General features: G+C 53.7%; 15 protein-coding genes. 6 read left to right on the top strand and 9 right to left on the bottom strand.

Annotated elements, in window-relative coordinates:
* Window positions 1-121: 121 nt before the first annotated feature.
* Window positions 122-1,228 carry a DNA polymerase III subunit beta gene (gene dnaN / locus P0D43_RS03100; protein ID WP_159569350.1) on the top strand — a complete coding sequence of 369 codons (1,107 nt, stop codon included), beginning with the start codon at window positions 122-124 and terminating at the stop codon, window positions 1,226-1,228.
* Window positions 1,229-1,260: 32 nt separating this feature from the next.
* A complete protein-coding gene (gyrB, locus tag P0D43_RS03095; RefSeq protein ID WP_394673216.1) occupies window positions 1,261-3,786 on the top strand; it encodes a DNA topoisomerase (ATP-hydrolyzing) subunit B in 2,526 nt (841 codons plus the stop codon).
* Here gyrB and cfa read toward each other — a convergent pair.
* The 4 genes from cfa to P0D43_RS03075 form a co-directional block, all read right to left on the bottom strand.
* A complete protein-coding gene (gene cfa / locus P0D43_RS03090; protein WP_394673215.1) occupies window positions 3,783-4,943 on the bottom strand; it encodes a cyclopropane fatty acyl phospholipid synthase in 1,161 nt (386 codons plus the stop codon). The genes gyrB and cfa overlap by 4 nt on opposite strands.
* 64 nt (window positions 4,944-5,007) lie before the next feature.
* Complete coding sequence (locus tag P0D43_RS03085; protein ID WP_394673214.1) at window positions 5,008-6,876, bottom strand: hypothetical protein; 1,869 nt, start codon at window positions 6,874-6,876, stop codon at window positions 5,008-5,010.
* Between the two features lie 142 nt (window positions 6,877-7,018).
* On the bottom strand, window positions 7,019-9,769 hold the full coding sequence (gene fdhF, locus P0D43_RS03080; RefSeq protein WP_394673213.1) for a formate dehydrogenase subunit alpha: 2,751 nt from the start codon (window positions 9,767-9,769) through the stop codon (window positions 7,019-7,021).
* Window positions 9,766-11,487: an NADH-ubiquinone oxidoreductase-F iron-sulfur binding region domain-containing protein gene (locus P0D43_RS03075; protein ID WP_341237032.1), complete on the bottom strand. Its 1,722-nt coding sequence runs from the start codon at window positions 11,485-11,487 to the stop codon at window positions 9,766-9,768. The genes fdhF and P0D43_RS03075 overlap by 4 nt, the downstream gene beginning before the upstream one ends.
* Before the next feature lie 225 nt (window positions 11,488-11,712).
* On the opposite strand from P0D43_RS03075, the gene P0D43_RS03070 reads away from it, so the two are divergent.
* From P0D43_RS03070 to P0D43_RS03055, 4 genes are read left to right on the top strand one after another with little or no spacing between them, the layout of a single operon-like run.
* Window positions 11,713-12,672 carry a patatin-like phospholipase family protein gene (locus P0D43_RS03070; RefSeq protein ID WP_394673212.1) on the top strand — a complete coding sequence of 320 codons (960 nt, stop codon included), beginning with the start codon at window positions 11,713-11,715 and terminating at the stop codon, window positions 12,670-12,672.
* 52 nt (window positions 12,673-12,724) lie between these two features.
* Complete coding sequence (locus tag P0D43_RS03065; RefSeq protein ID WP_159569336.1) at window positions 12,725-13,390, top strand: response regulator transcription factor; 666 nt, start codon at window positions 12,725-12,727, stop codon at window positions 13,388-13,390.
* Between the two features lie 23 nt (window positions 13,391-13,413).
* Complete coding sequence (locus P0D43_RS03060; protein ID WP_159569334.1) at window positions 13,414-14,103, top strand: DUF4197 domain-containing protein; 690 nt, start codon at window positions 13,414-13,416, stop codon at window positions 14,101-14,103.
* Window positions 14,100-14,669, top strand: a complete 570-nt coding sequence (locus P0D43_RS03055) for a copper chaperone PCu(A)C (RefSeq protein ID WP_159569332.1) — start codon at window positions 14,100-14,102, stop codon at window positions 14,667-14,669. Before P0D43_RS03060 ends, P0D43_RS03055 begins: the two co-directional genes overlap by 4 nt.
* 13 nt (window positions 14,670-14,682) lie before the next feature.
* On the opposite strand, the gene P0D43_RS03050 is transcribed toward P0D43_RS03055, so the two are convergent.
* The 5 genes from P0D43_RS03050 to P0D43_RS03030 all read right to left on the bottom strand — a co-directional run bounded on the left by P0D43_RS03050 (window position 14,683) and on the right by P0D43_RS03030 (window position 21,376).
* Window positions 14,683-16,740, bottom strand: coding sequence for a TonB-dependent receptor (locus P0D43_RS03050; RefSeq protein WP_394673211.1), 2,058 nt, complete (start codon window positions 16,738-16,740; stop codon window positions 14,683-14,685).
* A gap of 83 nt (window positions 16,741-16,823) precedes the next feature.
* Window positions 16,824-17,165, bottom strand: a complete 342-nt coding sequence (locus tag P0D43_RS03045; RefSeq protein WP_341237029.1) for a hypothetical protein — start codon at window positions 17,163-17,165, stop codon at window positions 16,824-16,826.
* 66 nt (window positions 17,166-17,231) lie between these two features.
* A complete protein-coding gene (locus P0D43_RS03040; protein ID WP_394673210.1) occupies window positions 17,232-18,140 on the bottom strand; it encodes an acetyltransferase in 909 nt (302 codons plus the stop codon).
* 61 nt (window positions 18,141-18,201) lie between these two features.
* On the bottom strand, window positions 18,202-19,953 hold the full coding sequence (locus P0D43_RS03035; protein WP_394673209.1) for an alkaline phosphatase D family protein: 1,752 nt from the start codon (window positions 19,951-19,953) through the stop codon (window positions 18,202-18,204).
* Window positions 19,954-19,972: 19 nt separating this feature from the next.
* Entirely contained in the window at window positions 19,973-21,376 is a 1,404-nt protein-coding gene (locus P0D43_RS03030) for an alkaline phosphatase PhoX (protein WP_394673208.1), read from the bottom strand.
* Between the last annotated feature and the right edge of the window lie 30 nt (window positions 21,377-21,406).

The raw sequence follows: 21,406 nt of genomic DNA, 5'->3' as shown, positions 1-21,406 counted from the left end.
CGAGTCCCAGAAGTTCTACACCAGTTGTGAAAGAACCTAAGAAGCTAAATTCAAAGGGAAAAATAGAGTTGTCCACAGAATTGAATCAACTCTATTAACTAATCCTATAAGGAAATATTAAATGGAATTAATTCATAGCTCACGCGATGCATTGGTTCGAAAACTGCAAATCGTCAGCAACATCGTCGAACGTCGAAACACCTTGCCGGTGTTGGCCAACATTCTGTTGAAGAAACAGGGTGGCCTGCTGACACTGCTGTCTTCAGACATTGAAATGCAGATTCAAACCAGTGCTGAAGTGGGTGCAGGGGGTGAAGACACCGCAACCACGGTAGCGGCTAGAAAATTCCTGGATATTTTGAGATCACTGCCTGAAGACTCGGATGTGATGGTGAAGCTGGACGGCAAAAAAATGTCCGTGCAGGCCAAGAAAAGCCGGTTTGCCCTGCAAACACTGCCTGCAGAAGACTTCCCGCTGGTGCAGGAACCCAAAGAATGGGTAACACAAATCAGCTTGCCGCAAAAAATGCTGAAAAACCTGTTGGGCATGGTTCATTTTTCCATGGCTCAACAAGATCTGCGTTACTACCTGAACGGTGTTTTGTTGGTCATTGAAAGCGCGTGTGTACGTGCAGTGGCCACTGACGGACACCGATTGGCCTATGCAGACGCGCCTGGTCAAGGCGGTACCGCCAAGCATGAAGTGATTATTCCGCGTAAAACAGTGCTTGAGCTGTCGCGTTTGTTGAACGACACCGACGACACCGTGACCATTGATTTGGCCAGCAACCAGGCCAAATTCACTTTTTCGGACATTACCCTGATCACCAAGCTGGTTGAAGGCAAGTTTCCCGACTATCAGCGGGTTATTCCAAAAACCCACCAACACCACGTGGTGATTGCGCGTGACGCACTTTTGCATTCCTTGCAACGTGCCTCCATTCTGACCAGTGACAAGTTCCGCGGCATCCGCTGGGTGCTGGGTGCGAACGGTTTGACCATCGTGGCCAACAACTCGGATCAGGAAGAAGCCAGGGATGAAATGGAGGTCGAGTACCAAGGTCCCGAGATTGATGTGGGTTTTAACGTAAACTACCTGCTGGATGTGTTGAACAACCTCAAGTCGGAAACCGTGCAGTTCACGTTGCAAGACGGAAACAGCAGTGCATTGGTGACCACCCCAGGCAAAGACGATTTCAAGTACGTCGTCATGCCCATGCGTATTTAAAACGACAATAAAACGAAAACAACAACACTCTTATGACTTCAGAAACACAGAACGGCGGTGATTTGCCCGTGCAGGGCAACAACGCAGACTACGGCGAAGGTTCAATCCAGATTCTCGAAGGCCTGGAGGCTGTGCGAAAGCGGCCCGGCATGTACATCGGCGACACGTCCGATGGTACGGGCCTGCACCACCTGGTTTTTGAAGTCGTAGACAACTCGATTGACGAAGCACTGGCCGGACATTGCGATGACATCGTGGTGACCATTCATGCGGACAACTCGATCAGTGTGACCGACAACGGCCGGGGTATTCCAACCGGCGTGAAAATGGATGACAAGCATGAGCCCAAGCGCTCTGCTTCGGAAATTGCACTGACTGAATTGCATGCTGGTGGCAAATTCAACCAAAACAGTTACAAGGTTTCCGGTGGTTTGCACGGTGTGGGTGTGAGTTGTGTAAACGCACTTTCCAGCTGGCTGCGCCTGACTGTTCGTCGTGACGGCAAGGTTCATCAGCTTGAGTTTGCACGTGGTTTTGTGCAGAACCGGATTATCGAGCAAGTGGACGGCTTTGATGTGTCGCCCATGAAAATTGTGGGCACCACCGACAAACGCGGTACAGAAGTTCACTTTTTGCCCGACACACAAATTTTTCAGCAAAACTACGATTTTCACTATGAAATTCTGGCCAAGCGCCTGCGCGAACTGAGCTTTTTGAATAACGGTGTGCGTATTCGCTTGAAAGACGAACGCACTGGCAAAGAAGACGACTTCGCCGGCAGTGGCGGTGTAATGGGTTTTGTTGAATTCATTAATGCCCACAAGAAAATTTTGCACCCGAACACCTTTTATGCGGCGGGTGAACGCCCGGCCGAAACTTACGGCGGCATTCCCGGCACCAGCATTGGTGTGGAAGTGTCCATGCAATGGAACGATGGTTTCAATGAAGCGGTGCTGTGTTTCACCAACAACATTCCACAACGTGATGGTGGTACGCACCTGACGGGTTTGCGTGCGGCAATGACTCGCGTCATTGGCAAGTACATTGAAGTCAACGAGATTGCCAAAAAACAAAAAGTGGAAGTGACTGGCGACGACATGCGCGAAGGTCTTTGCTGCGTGTTGTCAGTCAAAGTACCCGAGCCAAAATTTTCAAGTCAAACCAAAGACAAGCTGGTGTCAAGCGAGGTGCGTGCACCCGTTGAAGACATTGTGGCCAAAGTGCTCAGCGAATATCTTGAAGAACGCCCGAACGATGCCAAGCTGATTTGCAGCAAAATTGTTGAAGCTGCGCGGGCGCGTGAAGCGGCTCGTAAAGCTCGGGACATGACGCGCCGAAAAGGCGTTCTGGATGGTGTTGGCTTGCCTGGCAAGCTGGCAGACTGCCAAGAGCGTGACCCAGCCAAATGTGAAATTTACATTGTCGAGGGTGATTCCGCTGGCGGTTCGGCCAAGCAGGGTCGTGATCGCAAATTCCAGGCTATTTTGCCATTGCGCGGCAAGGTACTGAACGTTGAAAAAGCACGTTTTGACAAGCTGCTCACCTCGGAACAAATCACGACTTTGATTACGGCCTTGGGTACCAGCATTGGGAAAGACGATTTCAACCTGGCCAAGTTGCGTTATCACCGAATCATCATCATGACCGATGCGGACGTGGACGGTGCGCACATTCGTACATTGCTGTTGACCTTGCTGTATCGCCAGATGCCGGAATTGGTTGAGCATGGCCATGTGTATATTGCGCAGCCACCGCTTTACAAAGTGAAGCACGGCAAGGATGAGCGTTACCTGAAAGACGATCAGGAAGAAGCCCAGTACATGTTGGCGATTGCTTTGGAAAAGGCCGCGCTAATTCCGGGTGAAGGCAAAGATCCCATTAAAGGTGAGGCATTGGAAGAACTGGCCCGCCAGTTTGTAACCGTTGAAGCTGTGGTGCGCCGTTTAAGCCGAATGATCGACCCCGATGTGCTCAATGCGATTGTGGAAGGTGTGGAGCTGGACCTGGACAACGAGGAAGCATCCAAAGCGAGTGCTGCCAGGTTGCAAGCGGTGCTCGACCCAACCATCATGACCGTGTTTTCGCAGTTTGATGAGCAAAGTGATAAGCACCGTGTTCTGATTCACCGCCGCCACCATGGCAATGTTCGTGTAACAACAATTGATCCTGATTTTGTACATGGCGCGGATTATCCCTTGTTGTCTCACGCCGCAAAAACCTTCAAAGGCCTGATTTCCGAAGGTGCAGAAATGCAACGCGGTGAAGGTGAAAAACAGAAGGTACAGGCAGTACAAAGCTTCCGTGAAGCCATGCACTGGTTGCGTGAACAAGCCGAAAAATCAATTTCGAAACAGCGTTACAAAGGCTTGGGTGAAATGAACCCACAGCAGCTTTGGGAAACCACCATGGACCCTGCAGTGCGCCGTTTACTGCGTGTTCAGATTGAAGATGCGATTGCAGCAGATCAAATTTTCACCACCTTGATGGGCGACGAAGTTGAGCCAAGACGCGCGTTTATTGAAAGCAATGCCTTGAAAGCCGGGAATATCGACGTTTAAAATCTTGGTCGCGTGCTTCGGTAAACAGAGGGGCGTTCGCGGTGGCTAAACACCAGCTGCCACAACATGCCCTTTCTGGCGCGAAAGTACGCTGCACAGGTTAATAGGTAATAAGTCCACATCCGGCGAAAACGTTCATCGTAATTTGCTTTCAGTGCGGGCCATGCATTCTCGACATTGACATGCCAGGCCACCAAGGTTTTGTCATAGTCTGTGCCAAAGTTATGCCAGTCCTCGAGCACCAGCTTGCCATCCAGGTGTTCGGCGATTTCGCCGGGCGAGGGAATTTTTCCATTCGGAAAAATATACTTGTCTATCCATGGATCGGTGGCGTCGGTTTTATCAAAACCACCAATGGTGTGCAACAAGAACAGTCCGTCAGGCTTCATAAGCCGCTGTATTGCATCGAAGTAGGCTGGGTAATTTTTTAGACCCACGTGTTCAAACATTCCCACTGACACGACTTTGTCAAATTGGCCTTGCAGGTCCCGATAGTCGATCAGCTCAATTTCCACAGGCAAGCCGGCACACCGCGCGCGGGCATATTGTTGCTGTTGGCTTGACACGGTAATACCCAACACCTGCACACCGTAATGTGTTGCGGCGTACCATGCCAGCCCTCCCCAACCACAACCGATGTCCAGCAATTTCTCGCCTGACTGCAGCTGAAGTTTTTGACAGATCATGTCGAGTTTGTGTAGCTGTGCTTCTTCAAGATTTTGAGCATGCTCCCAATAGCCGCAAGAATAAATCATGAGTGGATCGAGCATGGCTTCGAACAAATCATTGCCGGTGTCGTAATGGTGCTCGCCCACTTGAAACGCGCGGGTGGGTGCTTGCAGATTGATTACTTTTTCGCGCAAGGCCAGCATTAGCCACTGCATTTTGGTCCAGGCTTTGGTGTGTTCGTCAGCGTTGTTTCGCATTAATCGAAACATCATTTCATCAAGCTGCGGCACTTGCCACCAGCCGTTCATGTAGGCCTCACCAAGCCCTAAAGAACCATGACTTAAAACGGCATTGAAGAGGCGTTCATCGTGAATCTGGATGTCGTGAGAAGCCGAGCCGTTGATACGAATGCCAGCGTTGTGCAACATGTCGGCAATGGGTTTGGGAACCCTTTGTGCATCGACCAGTTCGAAGGTACTTGTTTTCATAGGTTCCGCGAAGTTGCTATGACGACAAGTTGATTATTGCAGACTTGGATAACGCAGGCAAAAATTAACGTGAAAATTTAAATGCCGGTACGCCGTGCGGAACAGTTTTGTTGATATTGCCGTTCCAGCCTTCTATGCGTGCAGCCAGGTGTGCCAAACCTTGGACCATCAATGTGGGGGCAGACAGCAAGAACATGAGGATACCGATGTTGGTCATTGAAAAATCAACCGGAAAATTCCCGTTGGTACTGACTGTGGAGGGACTGCCCGAGGCGTCTGCTGCGATCGGGATAAAAGTACCGAAAATGATGGCAAGTACAGCACCTCCGAAAAAGCGCCCAAGACTGTTGCACATGGATCGAGAGGCTGGGCTGGTACCTACGGAGTTGTTGATGAAAAGAGCCATGTTGTTGAAGATTCGTGACAGGTTGGCATTTGATGCCAAAACCACGTTCATGTTGAACAGGCGCATGCCCTCAGCAATTTTTATACATGCGCGGGTTACGGGCCCGTATTGGTGAATATTTTTTGCCATGTATTCACCTTTGAAACAGTTTTTTGACGCCCGGCTTGGGTCATTCATTTTTTTAATTTGTGCCTTTTGGTAGTCTTCACTGGCCCATTTCCGCAAGGTGGGCGCAATGTTGGTGTTGGCCACGCGATCCAGCAAGGCCGCTGGGTAGGCAAGTGTTTTCAGGGCAAAATTGTGGATTGCCGGGGCAAGAATTTCTTCTGTTTGCCGCCGGGCATCCTTCATGGCTTTCGCGTGGGGATTGGCAACTTCCATGTGGTCAATGGTACTGGCCAGTGCAACATAATGACTTTCTTTGGTGGTTACCGCTTTGGCGTAACGGTAACGTGCCCACAAGGTGGCCGATTCGCTTGGTGGTTTGTCGACCTGTAAATATTCGCCCAGCGCAGTTTTAAGGGAATGCATGTTTTCAAGGTCACTTTTTGCTGGGTCGATTGCTGAAAGTGCGTTGTTCAGTATGTGTGGAATACCGTGGTCGTCCAGGCTGTCGGTTTTGATCTTTTTCAGAATGTGATGCTTGCCTTGCATGGCTTGGGCCATGACCTTGACTAGTTCGGGCTTGTCTTTGATTGATTTGAGTTGTGACAGAATTTTTTGAAGATTTTCACTGACGTCTTTGGACAGGTTTTTTTGTTGTTTTGGGTTTACTTTGTGTTTTTGAACTGCAATTTGGCTGGCCATGCCGCCACAAAAACCCAAAAAACCAAGCGCAGAGGAAGCGATCGGGAACGCAATCAGTAAACCCAGAATACCTTGCCCCAAAAAAGTCGCGGTGTTTTCAGAGGCACTTCGAATGCACTTCAATAATTCGGTGGTGCCGACACCGATGAACCCCAACAAGCCGAACATGAGTATTTTGTTTTTGGTGCTTTTTTCGTCAACGCCACTTGTGCCGGTATTGCGCATGGTGTTGTAGGTCATGCCAGTGGGGGCTGCGTTCATTTCGCACATGCCATGCAGCACATGGCTTACCTTTGAAAATCGGTGAGCCCACAGGTTGCGAGACGTGGTGCCATTTTCCTTGTTGTAGTAATTGGGGCTGTAACGAATATAGTCTTCACGCATTAAGCGGTTTTGAACACCATCAGAATTCCAGACGGTGTCGTTGTACTCTTCGTCGGTCAGGTCGCGGCCCAAGCCAACTGATTTTTGCGTGGCCTGGAAGTCTTTTCGAAGAATGGCGGCTTCGCAGTATTGCTTCGATTCAAAATGCGCCTTACCAACCACATTGATAGCACGTGTGGAACCTACAAAGTCGCATATTTTTTTCCAGGCGGTGCGTTTTTTGTAGGTGTCACCACTGACATGTTTGTTGCCGGATTTGCGCGCGATATTGTTCTTCATCCCGCGATCAAGCGCGGGTGTGATCAAATTTGCTGAGGCTGTAATTTGCAAGGCCACGACAGGTCTCCAGAATGCACATTTCAGGTGCGCTTCAGTTTTTATTTGACCTTAAACATGTCACAAACTGTGACTTTGTCCAAAAGCGGGCAAACAGGTATCACCCATTGGGTGTCACTTTATTCAATAAAGTTTGACAAATTCAGGGTTTTCCCTGTTTTTTGTGCACCGCAATAGCGCAGTACTTGAATTCGGGAATTTTGCCGTCGGGATCGAGCGCTGCGTGGGTGAGTTTGTTGATCGCGGCTTCTGCATAACAAAATGGCACAAAGACATGTCCCGGTGGTGTGCCTTGGTCGGCCCTTGCGAAAAGCCCTACTTCGCCGCGACGGGATTGAAGCCAGACCATGTTGCCCGCCGCAATGTTCATGGCTTTTAAATCGCTGGGGTGCAACAGCGCGGTGGGTTCGGGTTCAATGGCATCGAGTACGCTGGCGCGACGGGTCATGCTGCCCGTGTGCCAGTGTTCCAGTTGACGTCCGGTGATCAATACAAAAGGATATTCGGCATCGGGTGTTTCGGCTGCGCCGCGGTACTGCGCAGGCACCAGGCGCGCCTTGCCGTTTGGCGTCGGGAAGCGGTCTGTAAACACCACGGCTTCGCCGGCATCGCCCTCGTGGGCACAGGGGTACACCACAGCGTGTTCTCGTTGCAGGCGTTGCCAGGTGATGCCTTCAATGCTGTGCATGGCATGGCGCATTTCATCAAATACTTCTTCAACGTTTTGGTAATTCCAGGGCAGGTCCAGCCTTTGGGCAATGTCTTGAATAATCCAGAGGTCTTGCCTTGCTTGCCCGGGTGGGTCGATGGCCTGTTGACCCAGTTGCACCACGCGATCGGTGTTGGTGAAAGTACCGGTTTTTTCGGGGAAGGCGCTGGCGGGCAAAACCACGTCGGCCAAGGTTGCAGTTTCGGTGAGGAAGATATCCTGAACCACCAGAAAATCGAGTGCAGCAAGTGCCTTGCGGGCGTGGTTCAAATCAGGATCGGACATGGCGGGGTTTTCACCCAGTATGTACATGCCCTTTACCTGACCGGCAAGAATGGCTTGCATGATTTCTACCACGGTGAGCCCTGGCGTGTTGCTTAGCGGCGTGTTCCACAGGGCTTCGAACCGCTGTTGTGCTTCGGCACTGCACACCCGTTGGTAGTCGGGGTACATCATGGGGATCAACCCCGCATCCGATGCACCCTGCACATTGTTTTGTCCGCGCAAAGGGTGAAGGCCTGTGCCGGGCCGGCCAATTTGCCCGGTGATCAATGCCAGTGAAATCAGGCACCGCGCGTTGTCGGTGCCGTGGGTGTGCTGTGAAATGCCCATGCCCCATAGAATGATGGAGGCTTTTGATTTGGCATAAAGGCGGGCCACTGCGCGCAATTCATTGGGCGAGATGCCGCAAATCGGGGCCATGGCCTCGGGGGTGCATGCGGCGACATTGGCTTTCAATTCCTTGAAGCCCTCGGTGCGGGTGGCAATGAATTCTGCGTCGATCAGGTTTTCGTCGATGATGACGTGCAGCAAGGCATTCAACAGGGCCACATCACTGTCGGCGTTGAACTGCAAAAAATGCGCGGCATGGCGGGCAAGGTCTGAACGGCGGGGATCGGCCAATATTAATGTGGCGCCGTGTTTCACGGCATTTTTGATCCACGTTGCGCCCACTGGGTGGTTCACTGTGGGGTTGGCACCAATCACGAAAATTACCTCGGCCTGGTTCACATCCATCACCGGGTTGGACACCGCGCCGGAGCCAATGCCTTCTAGTAAGGCGGCCACTGACGATGCGTGGCACAAGCGGGTGCAGTGATCCACATTGTTGGTGCCAAAGCCGGTGCGCACCAGTTTTTGAAACAAATAGGCTTCTTCGTTGCTGCACTTGGCTGAACCAAAACCAGCCAGTGCATGGCTGCCGTGGGTGGTTTTTATGTGTTTGAACTTGCTGGCGATCACGTCAAGCGCTTCGTCCCAGGTGGCTTGGCGAAAGGCCTGGTTCACCTGTTCCGGATTCAGCAGATTGACCGGGTTCTTGGGAACGCCTTCACGGCGAACAAGTGGGTGGGTCAGGCGTTGTTCATGGTGCACATAGTCAAAGCCATAGCGGCCTTTCACGCACAACCGACCCTGGTTGGCAGGGCCTTGGCGCCCTTCCACACGGATCAGGGTGTTGTCTTTGATGTGATAAGTCAGTTGGCAGCCGACACCACAATATGGGCAAACTGAATCCACGGTTTTGTCCGCCTGCTGGCGGGCCGCTGGTTGTGCGGGGCTTAGTGCTCCGGTAGGGCAGGCTTGCACGCATTCGCCGCAGGCTACGCAAGTGGACTGCGCCAGGGCATCGCCCTGATCGAACACAATGGCGGCTTGCTCGCCCCGATAAGCCAGGCCAATGACGTCATTAACCTGCACTTCCCGGCAGGCTCGAACGCAGCGGGTGCATTGAATGCAGTGGTCCAGATTCACGGCAATGGCGACATGTGAATGATCAACAGGCACAGATTTGCGAGCATTAAACCGGCTGCCCTTCACACCCATGGTTTGACACCAGTGGGTCAGTTCATTGTCGGCTTTTAGCGGGTTTGCCGGGTTTTGTTCCGGCATGTCGGCCAGTAACAATTCAAGCACCATTTTTTGCGCAGCAACTGCTTTGTCCGATTGGGTGTTCACGACCATGCCGGTCGACACCTGTCTGCAGCACGAGGCCGCCAATGTTCTTTCACCCTCCACCTCCACCACACAGGCGCGGCAGTTGCCGGCCCCTTCAAGGCCTGCCTGGAAACACAGGTGAGGCACATCGATGCCTTCCCGCTGTGCGACTTGCAACAAGGTTTCTCCCGGTAACGCCTGAACGGTGTTCCCATTGAGTTGAAGGCGGATCATTTGCGAGGCATTCATGCTTGCTCACCGCATGTTGTGTGTTCAATTTCGTGTGGAAAGTAGCGAATTACACAATCGATGGGGTTGGGGGCGGCTTGGCCCAGGCCGCAAATCGAGGCATCGCGCATCACGGCGGAAAGTGCTTGAAGCAATGGCACATTCCATTGGGGTTGATTGATCAATTCGAGCGCTTTGGCTGTGCCAGCCCGGCAGGGTGTGCATTGGCCACAGCTCTCATGCACGAAAAAACGCATCAGGTTGCGGGCCATGCCCACGGCACTGTCGGCTTGAGAAAACACCACAATAGCCGCTGAACCGATGAAGCAGCCGTGGGGCTGCAAGGTGTCGAAATCAAGTGGTATGTTGGCCAGCACCGCAGGCAAAATACCCCCTGAAGCCCCGCCCGGCAGGTAGCCGTACAAGGTGTGCCCGGCTTGCATGCCGCCGCAATGCTCGGCAATCAATTCGTTGAGCGTGATACCCGCAGGTGCCAGGTGCACACCGGGTTTGTTGACCCGCCCCGACACGGAGAAGGAACGCAGGCCCGCTCGTCCGTGGCGCCCTTGTTCTGAAAACCACGTTGCGCCTTTTTCCAGAATGGCAGGCACCCAGTACAGGGTTTCAAAGTTGTGAACCAGGGTGGGTTTGTTGAACAAGCCCACTTGTGCCACATAGGGCGGGCGTAGCCGGGGCAAGCCGCGTTTGCCTTCAATCGATTCCAGCATGGCAGATTCTTCGCCGCAAATGTAAGCACCCGCCCCGCGTCGCAATTCAATACTGGGCATGTTGGGCATGGGTGGTTGGGCTTTGAGTGCGGCCAGTTCGGCCTCCAGCATGGCCCGGCAGGCGTGGTACTCGTCGCGCAGGTAAATGTAAATGGAACTGGCTTGCACGGCCCAGGCGGCAATCAGCATGCCTTCCAGAAATTGGTGTGGATTGTTCTCGAGGTAGGTGCGGTCTTTGAAGGTGCCGGGTTCGCCTTCGTCGATGTTCACGGCCATTAAGCAAGGTGTGGGTTGGTCGCGCACAATGCCCCATTTTCGCCCGGCCGGAAAACCGGCACCGCCCAAGCCGCGCAAGCCTGAATTGGACAGGGTGTCGATCACCGATTCAACGGTGCGCTGGTTGGCCGTGCATTCCTGCAACACGTGGTAGCCACCTTCGGCCAAGTAAGCGGTCAAATTGGTATAGGGCAGCGGCAAGGCTTTGGTGTGCTGTCCAAAGGCGGCTTCCATAATGTCATGGTGATTGGCCCACCCCATTTCATGCTGACCCACTGCAACAGCAGGTGCCTGTTCACAACGACCAATGCAGGGCACGGCTTGAACCCGTACTGTGCTTCCAAGCAATGCTGGCAGTGTGTCGATCAAGGAGTTTGCACCCGCCATGCAACAGGTTGGGCCATTGCACACCCGCACGGTGAGCGCATGGCGGATAGCGTTTCCGGATTCGACAACATCAAAGTGGTGATAAAAAGTGGCCACTTCGAACACTTCGGTTTGACTTAAATTCAGGCATTGCGCCAAGGCTGCCAAGTGGCTTTTGGGCAAACAACCCAGGTGGTCTTGCAATTGATGAAGGTACTCAATCAACAAATCGCGGCGCAATTTCTGGTGGCCCAATATGGTAAGTACCGAGGAAATATGGTGCGGGTCTGTTTGACGGCCTTTGGGCGCACGGCGGTGTTGTTGCGCAAAGTCAACAGCCTTGGCAATCGGAATGATTGCGTGATTCATGTCGTCCCCAATGGTATGAATCGGTCTTGCATGGTGGCTCCCAGTGTGGCTTTAGTGGCTTTATTAAGCCGGTATTGAACTTACACAGCCCTTTCTAGGACCCAGTGAGCTTGGCGAAGTTCATCGTAAACCGCCACATGCCCTTGCCGTTAGTGGATATTGTCAACCCAAATTTGTTGCGCTGCGGTAGCATCGGGCTCTTGAAATGGTTTTAGAACTATGTATATGAAAAACAAGCCTTTTGGCGGTGTGTGGACTTTGTTGCTAGCTTTGATTTTGTCGGCTTGTGCCACTGTGGCGCCACCCTCGGCGCCCGTGCCTGAACCTGCGCCCGCTGCGCAGGCGCAAGATCCGGCGGCGCCCAAAACCCGTGAGCCGGTGATTGCGTTGGTGTTAGGTGGCGGTGGTGTAAAGGGCTTCGCCCATGTTGGCGTAATCAAAGTGTTGGAGAATCACGGCATTAAGCCCAGCATAGTGGTGGGGACCAGCGCAGGCAGTTTTGTTGGCGCTTTGTACGCCAGTGGCATGAATGCCTACACCTTGCAAAGCGTTGCATTGGGCATGCAGGAGGCCGACATTCGTGATCTGACCTTGAATAGTCAGGGTTTTTTGATTGGCGACAAACTGCAGCAGTACGTGAATGCGCAGGTGAAGAACAAGGCGATTCACCAGTTTCCAATTCGTTTTGCGGCAGTGGCCACTGATCTTGAAAGCGGTGAGAAGGTTGCTTTTAACTATGGCAATGCCGGGCAGGCGGTGCGTGCTTCCTGCAGTATTCCGAACGTGTTTTTGCCCACCCGCATTGGAAAACGCCAGTTTGTGGATGGGGGTTTGGTAAGCCCAGTGCCAGTATTAACGGCGCGCGAGATGGGGGCCGATGTGGTGATTGCGGTCGATATTTCCGCCAAACCGCGTACAGGGGCGGGTGCCATGGGTTGGTGGGGGCTGCTGGACCAAAGCATCAATATTTTGAGTCAGCAGGCCATTCGTGCTGAATTGGCGCGAGCCGATGTAGTGATTCAACCGAGCGTGCAACACGCCGATGCATTGAACCTTGACCAGCGTCATGAGTTCTTGCTGGAGGGTGAAAAGGTGGCCCAGAAACTGGTACCTAAAATTCAGGCTGCCATTCAGGGAAGCCGGGAACAGCTAATGGCACAAACAAGCCCACAGGCACGGCTCTAAATTTTCGCAGTACAATGCCCGAATGACACTAGAAAAAACAGGGCATGCAAACATGGGTTCGCAGACGGACAAACCCACGATTTTGATCGCGGAAGACCATCCGATGATCTCAATCATGTTGGCGGACATGATCGATCAGCTGGTCACCCACAGTGAGATCATTGTGGTTGAAAGTATGGAAAAAGCCCGGGCAGTTCAGGCTGTACCCAATCTGGTTATTGCCGATCTAGACCTTCCGGATTCCAAGGGTGTGAACACCATCAACACCTTTGCCGTGTTGTTTCCGCAGTGCCCAAAACTGATTTGCTCCGGCGTGCTGGACAAGAACCTGGCGCGTGAAGCCGAACGCGCAGGCTATTTCTATGTGAACAAGGCCAGCACCTATCCTGAATTGCTTCGAGCCCTTCAAAACCTGCTGATACAGGCAGGCGTAATTGACGAGATGCCCAAAGGCTCTGAAAAAGTCGCCAATGAATACCATTCCAATATTTATGCTCCGGGATCTGACAAACCCCTGACCTGGAAACAGGTTGAAATCATGCGCAAAACTGCAGGGGGTTTATCCGCCAAAGAGGTTGCGCGTGAAATGGACATCAGCCCCGACACGGTGCGTGGCCACATCAAGGAAATATTTCTTCGATTGGGCGCCAAAAACAAAGGTCAGGCGGTCGACATTTTCATTCGAGCCGAGCGCAAAGCGCGTTTGCTTGATTCTTGAACACAGCTGCCTGGGAGGCCAAGATGATCCGATTAACCCGTTCTGTGCTGGTGGCATTCGCTCTTGTTTTTACAGGTGCTGCTGCGGCCGCTGATTTGAGCGGTATTACCAGCAAAGAAGCCGTGACGGCTTTGCGCACCACCTTGAGCAAAGGTGCAGATGCTGCCGTGGGCAGTTTGGGCAAAACCGATGGCTTTTTGGGCAACCCGGCTGTGCGAATCAAGTTGCCGGAGTACCTGGAGAACAGCAAGGGCCTGTTGAATATGATGGGCATGGGCTCGCAGCTTGATCAAATGGAAGTCAGCATGAACCGCGCTGCCGAGGCAGCGGTTCCGCAGGCCAAGGCGGTGCTGAAAAAAACAATTCAGAACATGACTGTGGAAGACGCCAAGCAGGTGCTGAGTGGTGGAGACACGGCCGTGACCGATTTTTTCCGAAGTAAAACCCAGGCAGACTTGTACACCCAGTTGTTGCCCATTGTGAAGGGCAAGACTGCGCAAGTGGGTTTGGCGCAGCAATACAACACGCTGGCCGAAAAAGGCAGCCGCTTTGGCTTGGTGGATGCAGAAGACGCGAATTTGGAAGGTTATGTCACCAACAAGGCGCTTGATGCGTTGTTCCTGATGGTGGCCGAAGAAGAAAAGGCGATACGGGCCAATCCTGTTGCGGCCGGAAGTGCGGTGCTTAAAAAAGTATTTGGGAGTTTGAAGTGAAACGAGTGATTCAATTGGCGGCATTTTCAGCCGTGGCAATGTTGGCGGCCTGTTCCGAGCACCATGATCACGGTGCAGAGTCTGGTCATTCTCATGACACCCCTGCTGTTGCCGAGCAAGCGGCTGCGAGCGCACCCGCACAGGTGCAGGATGGTATCGCTGTACAAAATGCCTGGGTACGCCCCACTGTGGGCGAGCAAGACGCCACGGGCGCTTATTTGACCATTACCAGCCAGGAGCCCATGACTTTGGTGGGCGTGGCCACGCCTGCGGCTGAAATTGCTGAAGTGCATGAAATGAAAATGGACGGCGACATCATGCGCATGCGCATGGCCGAACGTATCGAGATCAAGGCCGGTGAGCCTTTGGAGTTAAAACCAGGTGGCTACCATGTGATGTTGATGGCTTTGACTGCGCCTGTGGAAGCAGGTCAGGAAATTGAGTTGAGCCTGCAATTTGAAAAGGCTGATGGCAGCAAAATTGAAATGCCGGTGAAAGTGGTGGCTGGCCAGAATGCAGCGGGTGACCACCACAGCCATGGCGGCGGTGGTGATCACAAACACTAAATACCGAACCGCTTTAGAACGCCAGTTTCACCCCCACCAAGGCGGAGCGCCCAGCCAGCGGTGTGTAGCCGCGCACTGTGTTCAGTGTTGTGGCTGAAAATGCCAGTTCATCGGTCAGGTTTTGCAGGTTGGCGAACACCTCGCCACCAGTTTGCCCCCAAGTGAAGGACTTGCCGATTCGCAGGTTCAGCAATTCGTAACCATCCACTTCGACATCACCTGCCCCGGGTTTGCTGCCGCTGACCCAAATCAGCTCTGGTGTAATCGTCCACCCCTGTTGGGAATATGCGGCACTGGCCACCACGCGTTGTGGACTGATGCGTGGCAGGTTGCCACCACCATCGGTGCGTTTGCCGCGAATCAAGTCGTACTGAATGCTGGGTTGCAGTTTGCCTGCGCCCATGGCGTAAGCAGTTTGATAACCCAGCTCGATCCCTTGAAATTCAGCAGGTACCGCGGTGAAATCGAAAACCTGAACAGGTGGTTCGCCCGGTTCAATAAATTGGGAATTGGCGCCAGTGCGGCCAATCAGTGCAATGTAATTGCTGTATCGGCTGGCAAAGGCAGTGGCATTGAATTTTGATTCCCCCTGCGCCCAAGTGCTGCTTAACTCCAGGTGGCGGCCCCGTTCTTCCTGCAAATTCGGGTTGCCTTTTTCGTAGGCATCGGTAGCCACATGCACGCCATCGGCGTACAACTCAAAGCTGGAAGGTGCACGTTCAACCCGGGACACGGAACCGCCCAATGACCAGCCATTGCCGATCGGCGCTGTGTAGCCCAGAGACACCGAGCTGGGAGTGAACGAGCGGTTGATTGCGGGACCTGCGTCAACACCGGCACCCGCAACAGGACCATTCAGAGGCGACAAGCCGCTGCTGGCCGCATTCACGTCAACTTGATCGCCGCGCAGACCAAACTCGAACACCCCGCTGTTTTCTTGTCCGCGGCTGGCGCGGAAAATCGTGAACAAGCCCGTTTGATCGGTGCTGGTGCTGGGCACGAACGCCTCGTCGCCAATCGCTGAAAAATCGGTGCGCTCAAACTGTACCCCTGTGCTGGTGTTGATGTTGAAACCCGCAACGGAAAAGGCTTGCAACGCCACTTCAACGCGACCATCCACGCCGTCATTCACGAACAGGGTGGCGGGTGCGCCGTCTTCAAATTCCCGGTGCTGGTAATCGGTTTTGGCCAGGCGGTATTTCACTTGCTTGAAGGCCGCGTTGTTGAAGTTTTGCTCGCCTTCCAGGGCATAGCGTTCGCTTTCCATGCCAATGCGAACATCAAGCGATTTGGGCACGCCATATTCATTGTTGTAACGTTCGGCAGACACGCCAATGTAGCCATTGCCTGTTTGGAACGACGCGCCAATGGCTGCGCCATCCGATTTCGAGGACGAGTTTTGTACCCGGTTTCCGGTCACACCGTCGGGATCGGTGAAAGTGGGTGTTTCGAGATCTCGGGTGGTGCGCTTGAAACCATCCAGATGAATGCTGACGCCCTGCCCCAAACCGGCATCCAGCTTGAAGCCGCCTGCGGTTTGGTCGGCTGCACCGCCACCCAGCAAATTGACTTCGCCTTGAAAGCCTTGAACGGGTTTACGGGCAATGCGTTGATCCACCAAATTCACAACACCACCGACTGCGTTGCCGCCGTAGGCCAGTGCTGCGGGACCGCGAAGAATTTCAATCTGATGCAAGGCGAAGGGGTCGACCGGCAAGGCGTGGTCGAAGCTGAGGGCCGATACATCGACCGTGGCAGCCGAGTTGCGAAGAATTTTAATGCGGTCGGAATCCTGGCCGCGCACAATGGGGCGGCTGGAGTTGGGGCCAAATCCGGTAGCGGATACACCGGGTTGATAACGCAAGGCCTCGCCAATGGTGCTGGCGCCGCTGGCGTTGAGCTCATCGGCGGTGATGATGGAAAACGGTTTGTTGATGGAATCGGGTTCTTCGGCTGTGCCGGTCACCACCACGGATTCAAGTAGGGCCTCTTGCGCCAAGGCTTGTGTTTGCGCAATAAAAAGCAAGCTGGCCAACGCCACGGCGTGGCGCTGAAATTTGGATTTGTTCATGTCTATTTCCTGAAATACAGCACGTCACCGACCCCCTTGGTAGGTACCACGCGGCGGTGAATTAATTGGGAATTGCGATTGCGTCAGGAAAAACGGGGTGGGTCGCGCACACGCACGCGTTGCGCAAACAGGGTGTTGCGTGGCGCTGGGACAGCACTGCTTTGGGTACCCAGTTGGGCCAGCAAGGGCAAGGCACAGCCAGTTGGCGGATTGGAAACCGCAGCTTGTGCCGTGGTGAGCCCGTCGAATAACAGGCAAGAATGCAGCAAATCGCTGGTGCCAGCATGTTCGTGTGCATGGGCATGGCCAAGTCGCGACTCGGTTTGAAGCGTGTCCCGGTGCTCAATGCTGTGGGCAAGCCCGGCCCATTGCGCGGCAAGTACGGCCAGCGCGAGCAGCATGTGTTTGAACCAGCGGAAATGCATTGGGGGAATCACTTGAATACGCTACAACTCGAATAGTTTAACAAACCTGTCAAGTGGGGCTACAGGTTAGTGCCCGGCTTTCTTTCTTATTTCAGCCAGGCGTTGGTCTTTCAGGGTCCAAATGTCGCCAATCCAGGTTTTGAAGCGACCTTTGAAGTTCAGGTCATTGCGAAAATCTCCGGCAATCATGTCCGTTGGAATGGGCAAGATTTCGATGTGTACTTGCATGTTGGGCTGTTTGCCGCACAGCCAGCTCCAGGTGATGTTGCCAGTGCTTGGACCATAAGCGATGGTCACATTGACCATACTTTCGAACTGTTCGCCCATGGCATTCAATGAAGCAGACAAGCCACCGTACTTTGGGCCCAGCAGGTGGGTGTAGGGTGATTTTGTTTTGGCTTTCTTCGCTGGGGTAAACCGCGTGCCTTCGAGAAAGTTGATTACAGTGACCGGGCTTTCTTTGTACACCTCACAGGCTTTGCGGGTGGTTTCCAGATCCTGACTGGCCAGTACCGGGTTTCGGGCAATGGCAGCGCGACTGTGGCGCTTCATGAAGGGGAAGTCCATGGCCCAGCACACCACGCCCACAATGGGCACCCAGATCAATTCTTTTTTCAGGAAGAAGCGGCCAAATGGCGCATGGCCATGCAGCACATCAAACAGCACCACAATGTCGGCCCAGGCGGTGTGATTGCTGACCACCAGGTAACTGCTGTTGGGTTTGAACTCGCCGTGTATCTCTACTTGCCCTTGTTGACCGTGCAGTAACTTGTACAGCAGTTTGTCTGAGCCCACCCACCAGGTTGCGATTTGCACACAGCACTTGGAGGCCACACGCTGAATTTTGTACCCCGGCACCAGGCGCAACAGGATGAACGGGAACATCACGATGAACCAGAAGGTAATGCAAAGGGTCATCAGGGCAACAGTGAGTACGCCAATGAGTGGGGCTGGGAGGATTTTTGACAGGGGCACTTTGGGGATCCGGGCGCAGGTGTTGGTCTAAGAAACAGCCCGGATCTTACCTTAGAAAAGTTTAAACACCCAACAGTCCAATGACTTCGTCCACTGGGAATACGCCCTGCTGAGTAATGCGGTTCGCGCCCGTAGCAACGTCGAATGTGGCGGACAGTTGTTCTGAACCGCCCCGCTCAAGAATCGTGTCGACTGCCCAATATTCGCAGGTGGTTTTGTCCGCCGCCACCCGCAAGACACTGTAGCCGCGCTCGGTTACATTCACATGTTTGATGTGCGGGCTGGTCAGGCGAATGGATTCAATAACCTGATTGGGTACGTCCAGACCTGGCGAAGTGACTGAGCTCACGACAAATTCGGTGGCCACGCTGCCCTGCCCGGTCAGTGGATTGTAACCACCCACAGCGTCAACTGGCTGGTTGGGGTTGTCGGTGATGTCGGCCACCCACGCACTGTGAACATCGCCCGTCAGTATCACCACATTGTCGATGGGCTCACCACCATCATCACCGCGCAGTGCGTTGATAATGCGCTGGCGCTCGGCGCTGTAGCCGTCCCAAGCGTCGCCATTCAGGCCCGAAGGCGCCAGCAATTCGCCAAGTTGCGCAGGTGCGGGATTGTTCAAACCGGGTTTGATGATCCACTGGTGAAACACCACCTGGTTGCCGATCAGTTTCCATTGGGCCTGCGAGCCGCGCATGCCGTTGATCAGGAAGTTGTATTGCTCCTCGCCGATCATCGTGCGGTCGGGCTGGCTGGCCACGCCGTCGGTGGGGTTCACCGGGGTGGCGGCTTCAATGTCGCGGTCAAACAAACGGGTGTCCAGCAAGAACAAGTCAACCATGTCGCCAAACTGAACACGGCGGAAAATCTTGGCCTGGTTACCCGCTTCGGGAAGGCGAATAGGCATCCACTCGTCGTAGGCACGCTGAGCGAAGCCTTTGCGTTCCTCCCAAACCCCTTCAGCACCCTCTGTATGATTTTCCGCACCGTCGCGGTAGGAGTTGTTGGTGGATTCGTGATCGTCCCAAATTGTGATGAACGGGAATCGCTCATGAAGTTTTTGCAAATCTTCATCGCGTTTGTACTGGGCATGGCGGGTGCAGTAGTCGGAAAGCGTCACAATTTCCGTGGCGGGTTCGTACTCCCGCACATTGCCATACTGGCCTGTGCCATATTCGTAAATGTAGTCACCCAGATGAATAATGGCGTCGATGTCGTCTCGCTCAGCCAGCTTGGCATAGGCATTGAAAAAACCATGCGCAAGGCTAGAGCAGCTGACCACACCAAAATTCAAAGGTCGTTTGTTGCCGGCTGCCGGTGTGGTGCGCGTGCGGCCTACCGGGCTGGTTTTGCCATTGCTGCGGAATTGGTAGAAGTAAACCGTATCCTGTTCCAGGCCATCGCAAATCAGCTTCACGGTGAAATCTTTGGCGGCAGAGGTTTGAAAGTTTACGGATTTTACAAACAGGGTGAGCGCTTCATCCTTGAACACATCGACGCGGCCAGCCACCGTGCGGTTTGTGTTCTCGGGTGCATTGTCAGGCGTAACGCGAGTCCACAACACCACGCTGTCAAACGCGGGGTCACCACTGGCCACGCTGTGCAAAAACTGAACGTTTTGCGAAGGGGGCTGTTCGCTGGGTGTGGTGCGATTGTCGGTGAGGGCAGTGTTGTTGTCGCTGGTGCAAGCTGGAAGCAGACCAATACCAGTAACCCCTGCTGTGCCCAAACCAAGGCCTTTCAAAAATGAGCGACGTGTAATGCCCGGGCGCTTTTGTATGCGGCTTCGTTTGCGGCGTGGACCTGACATGGTTTCTTTTCCTTTTTGATTATCTGGATTGTGCGTTTGGCAAGTTATCGGGAATCATCAATTCATAGAGCATTCCCAAACCGAGGCCGTAACCTCCTTGACCGTCTGGCCCGCCTCGATCGCTGGTGAAGTACATGCGCTTTCCATCCGGGCTGAATGCAATGCCTGCAATTTCGGATTGGTCTTGACCCACAATCTGGAGCAAAGGCACCAAGGTGCCGTCGGGGTACACCACCACAACCTGCATGTCGCCGCCGTCTTCGGCCACCAATATTTCCCCGAAGGGCGTCAGGGTGATGTTGTCCACGCCGGAGAGAATGTTGTTGGGAGCTTTCGCAGTTGTCAGGTCGTAAATCACTTCAATGGTCTGGTTGGTGGTGTTCAACATCCACAGGCGTTCATCGCCTTTGGTCGCGAAAAACACGCGATCATTTTGATACCAAACGCCTTCCCCACCATCGAACACGGCAGTCTCGGGCAAACGGTTTTCTGTTTGGGGTGCATTGGGGTTAACAGCGTTCACCCAGCTGTAACGCACTGGGCCATTCATGGCATTATTCAGGTCGCCCTCTACTTTCAGTATTTGCAGCAAGCCTTGATTCATATTGGCGCGCTCTGCACCTTCGGGCCAGTCGCCGGCAGTAGGAACCCAGCGGTAAAAGCGGCCATCGGGCATGTCCTCTGTCATGTAGAACACGCGCCGTTCGCTGTCGATGGCCACTGCCTCGTGGCTGAACATGCCCAAAGCGGGTAAAGGGCGTGCGGCTTGAATGCCAAATGGATCGCATTCCCACACCAGACCGGTTGGAATTTCTTCGCAGCTCAGCCAGGTCTTCCAGGGTGTTATTACGCCAGCGCAGTTGAATGTGGTGTTGCCCAAAATGCGATAGCTGTCTTCAATGGTGCCGTCCGGGGCGAATACCAATGCACTCGCACCACCAAGACCTGGGCTGAAAGTCTCTAGCGTGTTACCAATCGGGGCCAGTTCGGGCACTGCAAAACCAAGGCTGCCGAAGCCGGGAATTTCACTGTTCGAGCAGTAGATCCAGCCTCCATCTTCGCGGGGCACCACGCCACCACCATCGTTGAAAATATGCCAGGGCGTTGCACCGGGCGCAGGCGGCATGTTGCTGATGGCCACTACACGAGTCGAGAAACCCGCTGCGGTACGCACCCCATTGGCGTCTGGCTCGCCCAGTGGGCCAATATTGCGAAAGCGAAACTGATTGTTGCTGAGTGCGGTTCCGCCAAATCGGTTTGTTTCTGATGCACCCACTCGTCCGGCGGCGCTGCTGCCAGCTGGGCTGTCTGAACCGCCACAGCCTGCCAGCCAAGGCAGGACGCTGGCACTGGCCCCATACAAGAAAGTTTTAAGCAGATTGCGTCGGCGAATGCCGGGAAGTACAACAGGTGAGAACGACATGGTGAAATATCCAGATTGAACAACATCAAT

The organism is Limnobacter sp., assembly GCF_043511195.1.
GTDB lineage: Bacteria > Pseudomonadota > Gammaproteobacteria > Burkholderiales > Burkholderiaceae_B > Limnobacter.
This window is presented reverse-complemented; position numbering and strand designations above follow the sequence as displayed.

Bases quoted from the DNA above. Each gene is read 5' to 3' on its own strand.
- dnaN (WP_159569350.1), top strand. From the start codon at position 122: ATGGAATTAATTCATAGCTCACGCGATGCATTGGTTCGAAAACTGCAA.
- gyrB (WP_394673216.1), top strand. From the start codon at position 1,261: ATGACTTCAGAAACACAGAACGGCGGTGATTTGCCCGTGCAGGGCAAC.
- cfa (WP_394673215.1), bottom strand. From the start codon at position 4,943: ATGAAAACAAGTACCTTCGAACTGGTCGATGCACAAAGGGTTCCCAAA.
- fdhF (WP_394673213.1), bottom strand. From the start codon at position 9,769: ATGAATGCCTCGCAAATGATCCGCCTTCAACTCAATGGGAACACCGTT.
- P0D43_RS03075 (WP_341237032.1), bottom strand. From the start codon at position 11,487: ATGAATCACGCAATCATTCCGATTGCCAAGGCTGTTGACTTTGCGCAA.
- P0D43_RS03070 (WP_394673212.1), top strand. From the start codon at position 11,713: ATGAAAAACAAGCCTTTTGGCGGTGTGTGGACTTTGTTGCTAGCTTTG.
- P0D43_RS03065 (WP_159569336.1), top strand. From the start codon at position 12,725: ATGGGTTCGCAGACGGACAAACCCACGATTTTGATCGCGGAAGACCAT.
- P0D43_RS03060 (WP_159569334.1), top strand. From the start codon at position 13,414: ATGATCCGATTAACCCGTTCTGTGCTGGTGGCATTCGCTCTTGTTTTT.
- P0D43_RS03050 (WP_394673211.1), bottom strand. From the start codon at position 16,740: ATGAACAAATCCAAATTTCAGCGCCACGCCGTGGCGTTGGCCAGCTTG.
- P0D43_RS03045 (WP_341237029.1), bottom strand. From the start codon at position 17,165: ATGCATTTCCGCTGGTTCAAACACATGCTGCTCGCGCTGGCCGTACTT.
- P0D43_RS03035 (WP_394673209.1), bottom strand. From the start codon at position 19,953: ATGTCAGGTCCACGCCGCAAACGAAGCCGCATACAAAAGCGCCCGGGC.
- P0D43_RS03030 (WP_394673208.1), bottom strand. From the start codon at position 21,376: ATGTCGTTCTCACCTGTTGTACTTCCCGGCATTCGCCGACGCAATCTG.